Consider the following 16,433-nt stretch of genomic DNA (forward strand, 5'->3'; position numbering starts at 1 on the left):
TGCCTCAAAGTGGCTGCGGAAGCGGCAGCCCGTCCGGCCCCATCAGCATATAGTCGGGCGACCGCTGCACCGGCTGGGAGTCCGGCAATGGTTGCCCATCCGGCAGGGGTTGCGCGTCCTGCATCGGCTGCGATTGCACCATGCCGCCGCCCGAGAGATCGGTGACGACGATCGGCGTGCCGTTCGGCACGCGGTTGTAGAGATCGACGACGTCCTGGTTGATCATGCGCACGCAGCCCGACGACACCGACTTGCCGATCGTCCACCATTCCGGCGAGCCGTGAATGCGGTAGAGCGTGTCTTCGCCGTTCTGGAAGATGTACATGGCGCGGGCGCCGAGCGGGTTCTTGAGGCCGGGATCCATGCCGCCCGCCTCGATGCTGAATTGCTGCAGCTCGGGCTGGCGCGCCACCATCTCGTTCGGCGGCTTCCAGCGGGGCCATTCGCGCTTGTACTGGATGACGCCGCGCCCGGCCCAGGCGAAACCGGCACGCCCGAGGCCGACGCCGTAGCGCATCGCCTGGCCGCCTTCATAGACCCTATAGAGAAAGTGGCTGCCGACGTCGACGACCAGCGTTCCCGGCTTTTCGCCGGTCGGATCGGCGACCATCTGGCGGTAGAAGCGCGGATCGATCTTCTCGTAGGGAATGGCCGGCAGCGGGTAGGGCTCGTTCGGCTTCTCGCCGTACATGTCGGCCAGGAACGTGTTGGTCTCGGGAACCGGTTCCGGCGCATAGGAGCGCGTCACAGTAGGCCGCGGCGAGGCGCAGCCGGCGAGACCAACGGCCGCCAACCCGGCGGAAAGCTGCAGGAAGGCGCGGCGGCGGAACTCTCTTTCGGGCATGTAATCCTCGATCGTCCTCTATTCGCTACCGGCGATGCAACCGACCTTTTAAGTCAATTGTGCGTCGCCAGCCGACGGAACGATCACAGGCCGGCGTAGGGGTCCGCCAGCGCCGCTTCGGGTCGGCTGATAGGATACTTAGTTCCCGAGATCTTCGCGGCCAGCTTTTCAGCACCGTTTTTCTCAAGAAGCGCCCGGAAGCTCGGATGCATGCCGCCATCGACATAGGCGTTCAGCGGCGCCGACGTCTGGTTGGTCATCATGCCGGCGAGCTTCGCGTCCTCCGATTGCAGTCGCGCCACCAGCCCGGCATCGGGCGTGGAGATCGCCGCCGGGCAGGCGGCAAGCGGGTCGGACGGTTCGCCATCGGCGAAATCGGTGTTGAAGACGTAGCGGCGGCCGCAGGCCGAAACCTTCGGCTGACGCTTCGTCGCCTCGAAGATGTCGTAGCCCTGCTTGATGTTCTTCCAGAAGTCGAAATTCGGGTCGCCGCGGTGTTTGGCCATGTTCTCCGCCGTCATGCGGAAGGGATAGGCCTGAACCTGGAACGTGCCCTGGCCGCCGGCGAGCGCGCGTTGCACCACGGAATAGATTTCGCCGACACCCTGGTCGGTCATGGCGTAGCAGCCGGACGACGAGCAGGCGCCGTGCACCATCAGCGCTTCACCGGTGTAGCCGAACGCCGATTCCAGCCGGTTCGGGTATCCGAGGTTAAACGACAGGAAATATTGCGATTTCGGGTTCAGCATGCCGGCGGAGACGTGGTAGAAACCTTCCGGCGCCTGGCGATCGCCGGCCTTCATCTTCGGGCCGAGCTTTCCGGACCAGCGGCACATGGGATAGCTCTTCAACAGGGCGTACTGGCCCTGTTTGTTTTGCTTCCAGACCTCGAGTTCGCTTTCCTGCTTGAAGATGCGGATCAACACCGGGCTTTCCGGCTTGCTGCCGTTCTTCGCCATGGCGGCGATCAGCTTGGCCGGGATCGGCGGTGGCTCGCGCACGTCGTCGGCGTCGAGCGCCATGCAGCCGGACAGCGCCAGGGCGATCGCGCCGATCGCCAAGGCATGCCGCATCCGTCGTACCTGCGCGAATATCCTGCCGGCCTGAGGTGTCTCGGAAGAAGGGCTCTTGATCGTCTCGCGCCGCATGCGGGCTCCTGGAAATGCTTCCGCCACCAAGCGTCCTTCGTGTGGCGTGTGTGCCGGCCGGTTGCGTTCGACGCAGTTCGGTTCAGCCTCAAGTTCAGCGATTAAGCGGTGACAGCCCTGGCTGCAAGCCTTTGTCCAAGGTGCTCGCGATCAAAAATTCTTGAACGCGCGCTGCCATAGCTGACCGCCGATTGGGTCGATGTTGAGACAAGATGGTGAATTTTTTCTCAACGCGGGCGCCGGAAAAGTCCCGCTGCGTCAGTCCCGCGGCTCACTGCCGGGCGCATAGACGGTCTTCTGCTTGAAGGCAAAGACGTTGCCGCAGCGGCAGCGCACCATGTGCTTGGCGGGGTCGGGAGAGGTGCGTTCAGTCGAGAAGCCCTTGGGCATCACGTCGATGGTAAAGCCGCGATTGCTGCCCTTGCCTTTGTCGTTTTCCGACGCTTCGGCGAAGCCGGCGGCTCCGCATTTGGCGCATTCCAGCTTTCTCGAATACCGATCCCGCGATGCCATGTTCAATCACACTCGATAGCGCTGCCACATCCGGGCGGCGGCGCTTGGTTGCCCGAAACACCGAACTATAGGAGGCCGCCCGTCGTTTCAAGTTTGCCGGTGACGGGTTTTGGCGGCAACGCCTAACGATAGCCGGTTGCGTCGGCCGGCTTGTTCGCCTCCATCACCTCGCGCATGTAGCGCCAGCAATCGGGCCGCGAGCCGTCGAGATCGGAAAACCCGTAGACCTGCGCCAGCCCGCCGCTCGACAGCGACTGGCCGTTCCAGCGGGACTTGTCCGGATCGGCCGCGAGCGCCGCGATGGCGCGGCCGACGAAACGTGGCGTTTCCGAAATGGCGAAGTGCGGCTGGTTCTTTGTGGCGTCCTGCCAGTTGTCTTCACCGACCTCGAAATGTTCGAGCATCATCTCCGACCGCATCCAGCCGGGCGTGATCGAAACCGCGGTTGCGCCGTGCGGCGAAAGGTCCTTGGCGTGGGCCCAGGCCATGCGGTTCGCTGAAACCTTGGCAAGGTCGTAGAACGGCGACAGCCGGTAGTTCTCGGCATTGTATTCGGCGGTGCCGTCGGTCACCTCGACCAAGAGGCCGCCGGGCTTCTCGATCATCAGCGGCAGGGCATAGTGGGCGGTGATCAGGTGCGTATCGACGCCGAGATGCAGGAGCTTCAACCCGTTTTCGAGATTGTGCTCCCAGACCGACTTGTTCCACTCGAACAGCAACTCGCCGCCCCAGACGTCATTGACGAGGATGTCGAGCCGTCCCTGTTCGCTGCGGATGCGCTCGACAAGCGCCTGTACCTGCGCCGGCTGCAGATGGTCGACTTGGGCGGGAATGCCCTTGCCGCCGAGGCTGGTGACGATCTCGGCGGTTTCCTCGATCGTTTCGGGACGCCCGTAATCGGATTGCTGTTGCCGCGTGGTGCGGCCGGTTACGTAAACGGTGGCGCCGGCGGCGCCAAGTTCGGTCGCGATGCCGCGTCCGCCGCCGCGCGTCGCGCCAGCGACGAGGGCGACTTTTGCTTCGAGTGTCATGATTCTTCTCCTTCGCGGCCGCTTGCCGGCTGGCGTTTTCCTGCTCGGGTGATATATAAATGATTGTTCGGTTATAAATGAGAGTCAAGATGCCTCGCCCAAAAACCATGCCTGACGAAGAGCTGCTGGCCGCCGCCTTCGCATTGATGCGGGCCGATGGTCCAGATGGCCTGACCTTCGCGGCGCTGGCTGCACGTACGGGCCTTTCCGGCGCCACGCTGGTGCAGCGCTTCGAGAACAAGGCGAAGCTGATCCAGCGGGCGCTCAGCCAGGCCTGGGACGGGCTGGACGGGCAGACAGCGGAGCTGATTGCGAGCGTGCCGCGGACGCCGGAGGGCGCCATCGCGCTGCTCGTCGGCCTCTCGGGCGATTATGGCGGTATCGACAGCTATGCCGACGACCTCCGGATTCTGCGGGAGGACCTGCGCGATCCGTTGCTCCGTGCCCGCGGCGCAAAGTGGCGCGACGTGCTCTCGGGCGTGCTCGACGAATGCCTCGCCGGCCTTCCCGCTGCGAGCCCGGGGCTCGGTCTGCTGATGGCGTCGCAATGGCAGGGATCCTTGCTCTGGTGGAGCTTCGACCCGCAGGTGCCGGTCACGGCCTTTGTCGAGCAGAGCCTGACGCGCTTCGTCGAAGCTTTTGCGAGACGGCCGGCAGGCTGACAACTGCGGCAGTGGCGTGCTCACCGGTCTGTCAAATCGCCGTGAGATGGCCGTGCGGTGGATGACGGCGGCGCAAGCTGGTCTTAGATGCTGATCCATGATCAGATTTGTCGCAGTCCTCGTTGCCCGCATCGCCACTTTGGCACTCGTCGTCTCAACGCTTGTCGCCTTGCCGGTCGCGGCTCAGACGCCATCGCCGATTTCGGCCTTGCTGGACGAACTGGCCTCACGGTCAGAGCTTGATCCCCTGAAGACCGTGATCGTCGCCCGCGACGGCAAGATCGTCGCTGAGCGTGGTTACGGCCGCAACCGCGTGACGGACTCGACCAACATCAAGTCGGCGTCGAAATCGATCATCTCGGCGCTGGTCGGCATCGCCATCGACAAGCGGCTGCTCGAAGGTCCGGAGCAGAAGATCGCGCCGATCCTGAAGGCGGACCTGCCGGCCTCGCCTGATCCGCGCATCAACGACATCACCATCGGTCATTTGCTTTCGATGCAGGCCGGACTCGGCCGTCTCTCGGGGCCGAACTATGGGCGATGGGTCGCCAGCCGGAACTGGGTGCGCACGGCGCTTGCCCAGCCCTTCGACGACGATCCGGGTGGTGAGATGCTCTATTCCACCGCCTCGACCCATCTGCTTTCGGCGATCCTGACGAAGGTCAGCGGCAAGTCGACCCTGGCGCTCGCGCGCGCGTGGCTGGGGCCGCTCGAGGGCTTCCGCATCGGGGCCTGGGATCGCGATCCGCAAGGCATCTACCTTGGCGGCAACCAGATGGCGATGAGCCCGCGCTCCCTGCTTGCCTTCGGCGAACTCTATCGCAATGGCGGCCGCACGGCGTCAGGCCAGCAACTGGTGTCGGAAGGGTGGGTCGCGGCCTCCTGGCAGCATCGAACCAATTCGCGCTTCTCCGGCGACGAGTACGGTTACGGCTGGTTCGAGCGCCAGATCGCCGGTGAAGAAGTGCATTTCGCCTGGGGTTATGGCGGCCAGATGCTCTACATCGTGCCGAACCTGGATCTGACGGTGGTGATGACATCGGCCGAAAGTGGGCCGTCGGCCCGCAACGGCTACCGCGACGCGCTGCATCTGGTGCTCGGCGAGATCATCACGAACGTAAAGGCCGATCCGGAAACGGACGGGTGACGCGGCTTCGGCGGCGCTGGCTCGACGCCGCTCCGCGCCAAGCCAGCAACGGCTCCACGACGCCGAGCAGGCATTCGACCGCAGCTTCATTCTTCAGCGCCGCCTCAGACGCTTCGAATTCCGCGAGTTCGATGCCGGCGATCTGCTCTTTCGGGATCGCCGCGAAGATGGCGCGCAAGGTCTGCGGATAGAGGCCATCGCCGATCGCATAGGCGGCCGGCACATGCTTCGGCTCGAGCACGTCCCAATCGACATGGATCCAGACCGGCGCATCGCCGATCAACGAAAGGATGACCTCCGGCGTCGCTTCTGTCGGCGAAAGGATGCACACGCCTGCCTGCCGCAGCAAATCCATCTCCGCGGGGTCGATGTCGCGCGCGCCGACGATGACGACCTTTGCCGGGTTCAGCCCGCTGCCGTGGCCGCTCTCCCAGAGCCCGCAGGCGGCAGCCAGCACCATGCCGCCGAGATAGCCGCTTTCGGTGGTCTGCGGCGTGTTGAAATCGCCATGGGCATCGAACCAGAGCAAGACCGCATCGGCGCGTTCCCGCGCGACGACCGGCAGTGTCGCAAGGCTGGCGGAGCAGGTATTGGCGATGAAAAGTGGTTTGTTGCCCCGCGCAAGTGTTGCGGCAATCGCCGCCTGCAAAGCGGCCAGGGTCTCCCCGGCCTCAGGCAGGCTTGCCGACCAGTCGTCTTCCTTTGCCGGTGACGGGCTGCCGATAACGGTCGGCTGCAGCCCGGTGCGCTTGCTCAGCGCTTCGGCCGTCAGGGCCGCCCCGGGGATAGCGCCGGACGTTCTGTCGGCGATGCGTCCCTGGGAGACGACGAGTTTATAAGGCACGGGCATTCTCCTTGCATTTTCGGTGGGCGTTAACGCCGGTATTGGGCGCACCTGCAAAGCCCGCCTGTTTCAGCGTTTTCGAGGGGATCTGTGGGATTGGTTTGAAGGGAAGCCTCGAAGATTCGATATATCTACGTGGATATATCGATATCGCGCCGCGATCGCAATTTCATCGGGGCGAGCGTTGATGCGATTGCCGTGCACAGGGCGACGCGGGTCGCGGCGACCGCCAATGTCGCTCGGCCGTTTGGCGCGGCGCGGGTGCCGCGGAAATTTCAGAGGTGACAGGTGCTTGCCGCAATCTATGTCGCGGCAAGCGATTTCGTTTAAATCGGCAGCTGGTGCACTTAGCCGGCAAAGCCTTCAATGACGATCTTGCCCTTGGCAGCGCCGGTTTCGATGCGGCGATGCGCTTCGCGCAGGTTCGCCGCGTTGATCGGCGACAGCACCTCGGCAAGCGTCGTCTTCAGCCGTCCGGCATCGATCTCGTCGGCGACGAAGCTCAGCAGACGATGCTGTTCGATCATGTCGGGCGTCTGGTGCATCGGGCGGGCGAACATGAACTCCCAATGGAGGCTCGCCGCCTTGGTCTTCATGCCGGCCATCGGCATGGGCACGTCGGTGTTGTCGATCGAAACGATGCCGCCTTGCGGCCGGATCAGCTCGACAGCGTCGTCCCAGTGGCGCATGTCGTTGAAGATGGCGATGTGGTCGACATGGGGAAAGCCGAGCGCGCGGACCTGCGCGACCAGCGGTTCACGGTGGCTGACCACGTGGTCGGCGCCAAGTTCCTTGACCCAGGCGATGGTTTCCGGCCGCGAGGCGGTGGCGATGACGGTGAGGCCGGCGCGCTTTGCCAGCTGGATACCGATCGAGCCGACGCCGCCGGCGCCACCGACGATGAGGATCGACTGGCCGTGGTCGGCGCCGTCCCGGTCGATGCCGAGCCGGTCGAAGAAGGCCTCATAGGCGGTGATCGTCGTCAGCGGCAGGGCGGCCGCTTCCGCAAAGGACAGGCTCTTCGGCTTGCGCCCGACGATGCGCTCATCGACCAGTTGATACTGCTGGTTGGATCCCGATCGAGTCAGGTCGCCGGCGTAGTAGACGGCGTCGCCCGGCTGGAACAGCGTCACATCAGCACCGACGGCCTCGACCACGCCGCTTGCGTCCCAGCCGAGCACGCGCGGCGTTTCCTCGACCTTGTCCTTCGGCGCGCGCATTTTCACGTCGACGGGATTGACCGCGACGGCGCGGACCGCGACCAGGATATCATGCCCTTTGGGCTCCGGCTTCGGGAGCTCCACATCGAGGAAACTCTCCGGGTCGGAAACCGGGAGATAGCGGGTGAGGGCGACAGCTTTCATGAGTTGCTCCTTTGTGGGGTGAAGAGGTGTGATTGCCGCGGTCATGCCACGCGCTCGAGTGCCGGATAGCTAGAGTAGCCTTCGGTGCTGCCGCCGAAAAGCGTGGCCCCGTGGAAGCTTGCGAGCGGCAGCCCGTCTTTCAGTCGGCGCGGCAGGTCCGGATTGGCGATGAACGGGTGGCCGAAGGCGACGATGTCGGCAAGACCGGCGGCAAGGATCGCCTCGGCCTTCTTACGATCATAGCGGCCGGCGACGATGATGCGGCCGGAATAGGTGGCGCGCAGCTCGCGGCGGAAGTCGTCGGGGATGAAGGGCGCATCGTCCCAGTCGGCTTCCACCAGATGGATATAGGCAAGGCCGATGCGGTCGATTTCGCCCGAGGCCCTCAGGATCGTTGGGATGATCTCGTCGTCCTTCATGTTGCGCTGGGTGATATAGGGCGACAGCCGGATGCCGACCCGGGAGGCGCCGATCTCGCCGGCGACCGCCTCGGCGACCTCGACCAGGAAGCGGATGCGGTTTTCGGCCGGGCCGCCATAGCGGTCGTCGCGCCGGTTGGACGAGCGGCGCAGGAACTGGTCGATCAGGTAGCCGTTGGCGCCGTGGATCTCGACGCCGTCAAAGCCGGCTTCGATGGCGTTGGCCGCCGCCTGGCGGAAATCTTCGACGATGCCGGCGATCTCGCTCAGCTCCAAGGCGCGCGGCAAGGGGCTGTCGACCATCGCGCCGATGCCGGTTTCTGGATCGGCCACCCAGACCTTTGCGTCCGGCGAAATCGCAGACGGTGCGACCGGGCGTCCGCCGTCGTGGAAACTCTCATGGCTCATGCGGCCGACATGCCAGAGTTGCAGCATGATGCGGCCTCCGGCCCGGTGTACGGCGTCGGTGACGAGCCGCCAGCCGGCGATCTGCGCGGGAGAGTGGATGCCGGGTGTAAACGAGTAGCCCTGGCCCTGCGCCGAGATCTGGGTGGCCTCGGTGACGATGAGGCCGGCCGAGGCGCGCTGGGCATAGTACTCGGCCATCAGGGCGTTGGGCACATTGCCCGGCTGGCTGCTTCGCGCCCGCGTCATCGGCGCAAGCGCGACACGGTTGGGTAGGGTCAAGGACCCGAGCGGGATCGGAGAAAAGAGCGATGGCATGGTGAGATCCTTTGTGAGGGGCAGTCGCATAGCGGCAGGGCCAAGCACGGGGAGGCACGTCAGTTGATCAGTGCGCCGCCTTCGATGTCGATGACCGAGCCGGTGACGAAGGGATTGTCGATGGCGAAGAGATAGCCGCTGGCGATATCTTCCGGTTGCCCGGCGCGGCCGGCAGGCAGTGTTGCAGCGGCGCGATCGAACATCGCGTCGCGCGCCTCGCCGGCCATGCCGGCATAGGCTTCCGTTCGCGTCAGGCCGGGGCTGACGACATTCACCCGCAGCGGTGCCAATTCCTTGGCCAGCACCTTGGCGGTTGCTTCGAGTGCCGCATTCATCGCCGTCTTGACGAAGGTGCCCGGCACCGTTCGGCGGGCGAGAAAACCCGAGGTGAAGGTGATCGTACCGCCGGGCCGAATGCTCTTGGCCGCCTCGCGGGCAAGCAGGATCGAGCCCCAGTACTTGACGTCGAAGGCGGCCTTGGCTGCTTCGAGGTCGATATCGACGACGGTGCCGCCCGGCGCCGAGGAGCCAGCCGTGACGATCAGGTGATCGAACGGACCGAGCTGTTGGAAATAGGCGACCACTGCCGCGGCATCGGCAAGATCGAGACCGGTGGCGCGGCTGGCGATCTCTACCCGGCCCGGGCGCTCGGCAAGCGCCTTGGCGACGGCGGCGCCGATACCGCTGGTGCCGCCGATGACGACGGAGACGGTGGTGTCAGTGAAAGTCATGGTCATTCTCCGGAGGAAGAGTGGGAAAGGGTTCGGAAAAGACGGCTTCGAGCAGCGGTCCGCCGGGCGCGCGCAGGAACAGCCGCCGCTCGCCGATGTCGGCAAGGTCCATGGTCGAATAGGGAATGGCGAGCCGGTCGAGCTTGGCGCGGAAGGCGGCGTAGCCTTCGAACCGGAAGCCGACATGATCGATCGCTTCGGCCGCACGCTCGAAGCCCACGCCACGGCTGCCGATGAGGTGGACGATCGGCTTGCCTCCGGCATAGAGCCAGCAGCCGGGGATTCGGCGATAGCTGCCGGACGCTCGCCGACGGTCAGGTCGAAGACCGTCTCGAAGAACGCGCGTGTGGCGTCGATATCGGTGGTGCGGATGGTGACGTGGTCGATGTGCATCACGCGTCTCCTTTCGCCAGCAAATTTAGCGCTTGCGGTGCATCCGGATAATTGGCTTATTTCCAAAATTATATTTCGGAGAAAGCGAAAAATGCTACTCGACAATCTGGCTCTGTTCCTTCTGATCGTCGAAAAGGGTGGGCTTTCCGCCGCCGGCCGCGAGAAGGGGTTGTCGCCAGCCTCCGTCTCCGAGCGGCTGGCAGCTCTCGAGGCCCACTATGGCGCTGCACTTCTGAAACGCACGACGCGGGCGATCAGCCTGACGGAGGAGGGCCGCCTGCTGGTGGACGGCGCCCGCCGGCTGCTGGCGGAGGCCGACGAACTGGAGAGCGGCATCCGGTCGGGCACGCGCACGATCTCGGGGCCGATCCGGCTGAGCGCGCCTGAGGATATGGGGCGGCGCTACATCGTACCGATCCTCGATCGCTTTCTCGCGGAGCACCCCGATGTGACGGTGGATCTCAATCTCACCGACGGTTACCTCGACCTGGTCGGCCAGGGCATGGATTTCGCGATCCGGCACGGCGTGCTTGCCGACAGCACGCTGAGGTCTCGGTCGCTCGGGGAGAACCGGCGCGTCGTCTGTGCGGCGCCTTCCTATCTCGAAGCTAAGGCCCGGCCGGAGCATCCCGACGATCTCTCCCGCCACGACTGCATCGTCATGCGCTTCGGCGCCAATCTCGACCGCGAATGGGCCTTTCAGGTGGATGGCAAGCCGCACAAGGTCCTGGTGCGCGGGCGTCGCGTCGCCAATGACGGCGGACTGGTGGGGGCGTGGTGCAGGGCGGGGCACGGCATCGCCCTGAAGTCGGTGTGGGACATCGCCGAGGACCTGGCCTCCGGCGCGCTGGTCGAGCTTCTCAAGGATTTTGCGGTCGGCGAAACCGGGTTGCAGATCGTCTATCCGCCGGCGAACGTCCAGCCACGCCGGGTGCGGCTGTTGATCGAGCGGATCGCTTCGGAACTCGGTTCGATCGAGACTGTCCTGACGCGCATTGGAGACGCATAGGGCCGGCGACACGTCCGCCCGTGGCCGCTGCCGACGTGGCCGTCGTGCAACAGTATCGCCCCCCGTTTTCCAATGCGGCATGCCAGCGCATTGCGGTCGCGCGCGGCTTCACTTATAAAACATGAGTAACACATTCAACATAAGCGGCGGCGCACGGCGCTGCCGCTTGTTACGGCGGCGGCCGCGCGGCGCCCGCGATGAAGAGGCAGTCTGATGACCGATGCGATGGTGCAGGGGCTCCACGAACGGGAAGAGGGCAGGATACGCCGTTTCTTCAGCCGCCGCCTCAGAAGTCGCGAGGATGCCGTCGACGCCACGCAGGAAACGTTCATGCGCATGCTGGAGGCATCGCGCTCGACGCTGATCGAGAACCCGCAAGCCTATCTGTTCCAGGTCGCGCGCTCCGTCGCGCGGGTCGCCGCCGAGCGCACCGCGCGCGAGCAGGCGCTGTTCGTTGCCGACGAGGACGGCATCGAGCATGCCGAAGACAGGCCGATCCAGGATCGCATCGTCAACGCCCGCCAGTGCCTTTTGATCATGGCGCGCACCATCGAGGGGCTTCCGAACCGTTGCCAGCAGGTCTTCATCCTCAGCCGCCTGCACGGTCTCAGCAACGGCGCGATTGCCGAGCAACTCGGCATATCGAGAAACATGGTCGAAAAGCACATCATCCGGGCGCTGCTCGAATGCCGGAGAATGCGCGCCGAGATTATTTTCTGAGCCGACGTCAGGCAAAACCGTCCATTCAACTCTAAGATGATGAAGGCGATTCTCCGAGCGGATCGCCCGACGGCATTTTCAGATCGACCGGAAGACAGGAATGAGCGGCAACCGCCACAGCATCGACGACAGCATTCTGCAGGCGGCCGCGACCTGGGTTGCGAGGCTGCAGTCCGATGACGCGACGGATGCCGACCGCCGGGCCTTCGAGCGCTGGATCGCCACAGATCCGGATCATCGGGCCGCCTACGATGAGTTGCGGGCGCTCTGGGGCGATCTGGGAGATGTGTCGATCCCTGAGGGACGGCTTGGGGAACTGAGGGCGCAGCGCCGCCGCCGCGTCGGAGCGTTCGTCGGGCTCTGTCTTGCCGCAGGCGTCGCGATCCTGACGCTGGCGACGCCCTATGGCGACCGTTGGCGCGCCGACTACTACACCGGTGTCGGCGAGGTCAGGCGCATCGCGCTGGAGGACGGGACGCAGGTGGACCTCAACACCGACACGGCGCTCGTCGTTCACTATGATCAGGGGCAAAGAAAGGTGCGGCTGCTGCGCGGCGAGGCGTTCTTCGCCGTCGCAAAAAATCCGCAGAGGCCCTTCGTGGTCGAAGACGGCTCGATCAGCGCGACGGCGCTCGGAACCCGCTACTCGGTTGGCGCGACGGGGGCGGACCGAGCGGCCGACGTTAAGGTGGAGGAGGGCCGTGTCGAAGTCGAGGCGGCCGGGCAGAAAGCCATCCTGGGCGCCGGCGAAGCGGCAACGATCGACCGGCAGGGTCGCCTGTTCCTGACGAAGACGGATGTTGCCGCCGGGACGGCCTGGCGCGACGGAAAGCTTGTCTTCTCCCGTCTGCCGCTCCGTGAGGTCCTTTCGACGCTCGAGCGCTACCGCCGCGGCCGGATCCTGCTCATCGACGAGAAGGCTGGCGCGCTCGAAGTGTCGGGCATCTTCGATCTGCACGATACCGACGACGCACTGAGCGTTCTCGAAGCCAGTCTGCCGCTCCGTGTCTTGCGGCTCTCGGGCCTGATGGTCCTCGTCCAGTCGCGTTAGGTTGACGCCGGCGGCAAGGCGGTTTCGCGCCTTACAAGAATCTTTTCTGACAAAAATCGTCCGGTGACGTCAGGAGAACGCGCTCCCCACACTCTTAGTCAGCAGTGGCGGCGCTGCACCTGGTTCGAGGTGGCCCGCCCGGAGTTGGAGTAGGGGATCTCGGATGAGAATTTTGCAGGGTCGTGGATCGCGACGCCGGTCTTTTGCATGCTTGGCGCTCGCCAGTGTTTCTTTCATCGCCTGCGCGAGCGCAGTGCAGGCACAGGCGACGGCGGCACCGTCCGCGATCACGGCGTCCAAAGCGATCTCCGTTCCCGCGGGCTCCCTTGAAACGGGCATTCTCAAGCTCGGCCGGCAGGCCGACCTGCGCCTGCTCTATCCGAGCGCGCTCACCAGCGGCAAGGTGACCAAGGGCGTTGAAGGCAGGCTCGCGACCGAGGCGGCGGTTGTGCAACTGCTCGACGGGACCGGGCTTCGCTTCCGCATCGTCAGCGCAACGACCGTGCAGATCTTCGATCCGGCGGACGCGACGATCACCACCGGCGCCGTCGTCAGGGATGGCGCAACGCAACTGGAAAAGATCACCGCGACCGGCGAGCGGACCGGCGCCGAAGGCATCGTCGAGACTGACGGCTACGTGGCGAAATCCGCAAGGATCGCCACCAAGACCGATACGCCGGTCATGCAGACGCCGCAGTCGATGTCAGTGATCAGCCAGAAACAGTTGCAGGACCTGAAGCCCCAGAACCTGATGGAAGCGCTGAATTATACACCCGGCGCCCGCGTCGGCCAGTACGGCGCCGAGCCGCGCTTCGACGCCTTCAAGGTGCGCGGCATCGACCTGACGCTGACCGGAATCTTCCGAGACGGCTTGCGCCAGATCGCAAGCCCCAACGGCCTGTTCCGGCTGGAGCCCTATGGCGTCGAGGCAATCGCCACGTTGCGCGGCCCGGCCGCCTCCATCTACGGCGCCAGCTCGTCTGGCGGTATCGTCGATATCGTCTCGAAACGCCCGACCAGCGACCCGCTGCGCGAGGTTGAGGTGCAATACGGTTCCTTCGGTCGCGTGCAGGGCGCCTTTGACGTTTCCGGACCGCTCGACGACGAAGGCACCATGCTCTACCGCATGACCGGTCTTGCGCGCGACGGCCGCACCGAGATCGAGGCGGTGAAGGACGACCGCCTGTTCATCGCGCCCGCTTTCACCTGGCAGCCGGACGAGGGCACCAAGTTCACGCTGCTTGGCGAGTACATGGATTCGACCACCGGCGGCACCTGGGGCTACCTCAACCGCTACGGGCCGGACGGCAAGTCGATCGGCGCGATCCCGACCTATGGCGGCGACGCCCGCTTCAACGATTTCACCCAGAAGCAGGCGCGCATCGGCTACGAGCTGGAGCATGAGCTCACAGACAGCGTCACGCTCTTCCACAAGCTGCGCTACTCCGACATTTCGACGCGGCAGGAATGGGTGTTCGCCAAGTATCCGGGCCTGACCGTCGAGGACAACAGCGGCCTTGCCAGCGACACCTATCTGAAGTTCGACTTCGACACGGGTGCCGCTGCGCACCAGCTGATCGCCGGCATCGACTACAGCTACATGAAGTACACCTCGCAGCAGGGCAGCGGGCCGGATCTCTTCACCGACGACTTCACCTATGTGCCGAAGCTGACTTCGACCCAGAAGCAGTCGCAAAGCGGCATCGGCATCTACATCCAGGACCAGATCGAGTATGAGGCCTGGCGCCTGACGGCGGGCCTGCGCCACGACTGGGTGGACAACAAATATTCCATCGACGGAAGGCGCTTCAACCGCGACGACAGCGAGACGACCGCGCGCGCCGCCCTTGGCTACGTGCTGCCGAACGGCATGATGCCCTATGTCAGCTACGGCACGGCCTTCGTTTCCAACCCGGGCGTGATCCTCAATCTCGGCGGCACCGATACGCCGGCGATGCCGACGCTCGGCAAGCAATGGGAAGCGGGCGTCAAGTACGAGATCCCCGGCCAGAACGCGACGATTACGGCCGCGGTCTTCAACATCGACCAGGAAAACGCCACCGTCTACGAGACGTCATCGGGTCTCAACCTCCTGCGCCAGCTCGATCTGAAGTCACGCGGCTTCGAGCTCGAGGGCACGGCCTCGCTCGACAACGGCTGGAACTTCATCGCGTCCTACTCCTACAACGACGTCGAAATCACCAAGCTGACGTCGGAAACGCTCGGCAACCAGCTGAACTCCTCGCCCTACCACATGTTCTCGCTGTGGGCGGACTACGAGGTGCAGTCCGGACCGCTCGAAGGGCTCGGCGTCGGCGCAGGCGTGCGCTATGTCGGCTCGAGCTTCGGCGACAACGTCCACACGCCGGTCCTCAACAACCAGGCGCGCACATTTGTCGATGCTTCGGTGCGCTACGATCTTGGCGCTGCCAATCCGAACTTCGAGGGCGTGCGGCTTCAGCTCAATGCGACCAACCTCTTCGACGAAGTCGAGCAGCTTTGCACAACGGGCTTCTGCTACTTCGACGAAGGCCGCAAGGTCGTCGCCAGCCTGCGCTACCGCTTCTGATGGCGTCGGAAAAGGCAGTCCAGCCAAGGCCGTCGCCGGCCGCGATCTTCTTCGCGGTCGGTGGGCTCTATGTCGCGCAGAGCGTGATCGGCGGGCTGACGATGCTCGGCCTGCCGGCGGTCTTGCGGACGCAAGGCCTCCCGCTCGACCAGATCGGCCTCGTCTATCTGACGGTGCTGCCCTGGGCGCTGAAGTTCCTCTGGTCGCCGCAGGTGGAGCGTTTCCGCCTGCCGGTGGTCGGTCGCAACCGCTCGGCGGTCATCATTGTCGTCGGCGGCACGCTGTCGGCGCTGATGCTGGCGGTTCTCGGGTTCATCGGCCCGGAGCGGCTCTTCCCCGTTCTCGCCTGCCTCGTGTTCATCGCGCTCTTCACCTCGACCGTCGACATCGCCTGCGACGGTTTTGCGGTCGAGACGCTCGCCGAAGAGCATCACGGTTGGGGCAATGCCGCCCAAGTCGGCGGCTCCTATGTCGGCTCGGCGATCGGTGCCGGCCTGTTCCTCGTGCTCGTCGATCGGCTCGGCTGGGCCCCGGCGGTGTGGATCATGGCCGCCGTCGTGCTGGGGCTCGGTCTGCCTTTCCTGCTCGGGCCCGGTTCGCGCCCGACGAACGAGGCGCGCAGCCACACTCCGTCGCTCAAGGCCGCGCTCGCCCGGCCGGAGGTGCGCAAAGGCTTCTGCTCGCAGCGATCTATGTGTCCGCGCAGAAATGGGGCCTTGCCATGCTCGGCCCTTTCCTGATCGACTACGGGTTCGATCTCGCCTCTGTCGGTATGCTCAATGGTGTCGGCAGCATGCTCGTCGGCTTCGGTGGGGCCTTGTTCGGCGGTCTGCTCGTGCGCCTGTGCGGTACCGGTGCCGTGCTGATCGGCGCGCTGCTCCTGCAGGTGACGATGCTGGTCGCGTTCGCCTATGTCGGCGCCTCCGGTGATGTCTCGCGACCGCTGGTGATGACGCTTGCGGTCGCCAGTTCCTCCGGCGTCATGGCGATCGGCTTCGTCGCGCTCTATGCACAGTTCATGGGCTGGGCCGATCCGCGCCAGGCGGGCGTAGATTTCACTCTGTTCCAATGCATGGACAGCCTTGTCAGCATGGCCGGGGGCTTGGGCGCCGGCTGGATCGCCGAACGGTTCGGCTATTCCGCCTTCTTTATTTGCGCGGCAGGGGTTTCAACGGTTGCGGTGCCGTTGCTGGCGTTCCTCGTGCGGCCGCCGATGCGGGCCGACGCGCAGCGCGCCTTGCGCTGACGCCGGCGCTACCTGTTGT

Annotated in this window: 15 protein-coding genes and 1 pseudogene; 7 read left to right on the forward strand and 9 right to left on the reverse strand. The window is 65.0% G+C overall.

Going from position 1 to position 16,433, the window contains the following annotated elements; all coding sequences use genetic code 11:
* Positions 1–4 precede the first annotated feature (4 nt).
* The 4 genes from ASD01_RS25795 to ASD01_RS25810 form a co-directional block, all read right to left on the reverse strand.
* Positions 5–844, reverse strand: coding sequence for a L,D-transpeptidase (locus tag ASD01_RS25795; protein WP_082566580.1), 840 nt, complete (start codon positions 842–844; stop codon positions 5–7).
* A gap of 83 nt (positions 845–927) precedes the next feature.
* Complete coding sequence (locus tag ASD01_RS25800) at positions 928–1,917, reverse strand: L,D-transpeptidase family protein (RefSeq protein ID WP_060644786.1); 990 nt, start codon at positions 1,915–1,917, stop codon at positions 928–930.
* 333 nt (positions 1,918–2,250) lie between these two features.
* Positions 2,251–2,505: a hypothetical protein gene (locus ASD01_RS25805; protein ID WP_034805462.1), complete on the reverse strand. Its 255-nt coding sequence runs from the start codon at positions 2,503–2,505 to the stop codon at positions 2,251–2,253.
* A gap of 122 nt (positions 2,506–2,627) precedes the next feature.
* Positions 2,628–3,536, reverse strand: a complete 909-nt coding sequence (locus ASD01_RS25810; protein ID WP_060644592.1) for an SDR family oxidoreductase — start codon at positions 3,534–3,536, stop codon at positions 2,628–2,630.
* 89 nt (positions 3,537–3,625) lie between these two features.
* Here ASD01_RS25810 and ASD01_RS25815 point away from each other — a divergent pair, with 89 nt between their 5' ends.
* Together ASD01_RS25815 and ASD01_RS25820 are read left to right on the forward strand one after the other, a co-directional pair.
* Positions 3,626–4,198, forward strand: a complete 573-nt coding sequence (locus tag ASD01_RS25815) for a TetR/AcrR family transcriptional regulator (protein ID WP_060530389.1) — start codon at positions 3,626–3,628, stop codon at positions 4,196–4,198.
* 97 nt (positions 4,199–4,295) lie between these two features.
* On the forward strand, positions 4,296–5,345 hold the full coding sequence (locus ASD01_RS25820) for a serine hydrolase domain-containing protein (RefSeq protein WP_060644593.1): 1,050 nt from the start codon (positions 4,296–4,298) through the stop codon (positions 5,343–5,345).
* On the opposite strand, the gene ASD01_RS25825 is transcribed toward ASD01_RS25820, so the two are convergent.
* From ASD01_RS25825 to ASD01_RS36980, 5 genes are all read right to left on the reverse strand, one after another.
* Entirely contained in the window at positions 5,308–6,189 is an 882-nt protein-coding gene (locus ASD01_RS25825; protein WP_063979540.1) for an arginase family protein, read from the reverse strand. The genes ASD01_RS25820 and ASD01_RS25825 overlap by 38 nt on opposite strands.
* A gap of 347 nt (positions 6,190–6,536) precedes the next feature.
* Complete coding sequence (locus ASD01_RS25830; protein ID WP_060644600.1) at positions 6,537–7,553, reverse strand: zinc-binding alcohol dehydrogenase family protein; 1,017 nt, start codon at positions 7,551–7,553, stop codon at positions 6,537–6,539.
* Positions 7,554–7,594: 41 nt separating this feature from the next.
* A complete protein-coding gene (locus ASD01_RS25835) occupies positions 7,595–8,695 on the reverse strand; it encodes an alkene reductase (protein WP_060644603.1) in 1,101 nt (366 codons plus the stop codon).
* A 59-nt stretch (positions 8,696–8,754) separates the two neighbouring features.
* The gene (locus ASD01_RS25840; protein WP_060644787.1) at positions 8,755–9,426 is read right to left on the reverse strand and encodes an SDR family oxidoreductase; all 672 of its coding nucleotides are present in this window, start codon (positions 9,424–9,426) and stop codon (positions 8,755–8,757) included.
* A complete protein-coding gene (locus tag ASD01_RS36980; RefSeq protein ID WP_244495304.1) occupies positions 9,413–9,646 on the reverse strand; it encodes a VOC family protein in 234 nt (77 codons plus the stop codon). The genes ASD01_RS25840 and ASD01_RS36980 overlap by 14 nt, the downstream gene beginning before the upstream one ends.
* A 264-nt stretch (positions 9,647–9,910) precedes the next feature.
* On the opposite strand from ASD01_RS36980, the gene ASD01_RS25850 reads away from it, so the two are divergent.
* The 5 genes and pseudogenes from ASD01_RS25850 to ASD01_RS25870 all read left to right on the forward strand — a co-directional run bounded on the left by ASD01_RS25850 (position 9,911) and on the right by ASD01_RS25870 (position 16,414).
* The gene (locus ASD01_RS25850; RefSeq protein WP_060644604.1) at positions 9,911–10,828 is read left to right on the forward strand and encodes a LysR family transcriptional regulator; all 918 of its coding nucleotides are present in this window, start codon (positions 9,911–9,913) and stop codon (positions 10,826–10,828) included.
* A gap of 213 nt (positions 10,829–11,041) precedes the next feature.
* Entirely contained in the window at positions 11,042–11,548 is a 507-nt protein-coding gene (locus ASD01_RS25855) for a sigma-70 family RNA polymerase sigma factor (protein ID WP_060644605.1), read from the forward strand.
* 100 nt (positions 11,549–11,648) lie between these two features.
* Positions 11,649–12,599, forward strand: coding sequence for a FecR family protein (locus ASD01_RS25860; RefSeq protein ID WP_060644607.1), 951 nt, complete (start codon positions 11,649–11,651; stop codon positions 12,597–12,599).
* A 253-nt stretch (positions 12,600–12,852) separates the two neighbouring features.
* Positions 12,853–15,168: a TonB-dependent siderophore receptor gene (locus ASD01_RS25865; RefSeq protein WP_234798790.1), complete on the forward strand. Its 2,316-nt coding sequence runs from the start codon at positions 12,853–12,855 to the stop codon at positions 15,166–15,168.
* Positions 15,168–16,414 (forward strand): annotated as a pseudogene (locus tag ASD01_RS25870) (MFS transporter). Before ASD01_RS25865 ends, ASD01_RS25870 begins: the two are co-directional and overlap by 1 nt.
* The last annotated feature ends 19 nt before the right edge of the window (positions 16,415–16,433 follow it).

It is taken from the genome of Ensifer sp. Root423, from assembly GCF_001426275.1.
GTDB lineage: Bacteria > Pseudomonadota > Alphaproteobacteria > Rhizobiales > Rhizobiaceae > Ensifer > Ensifer adhaerens.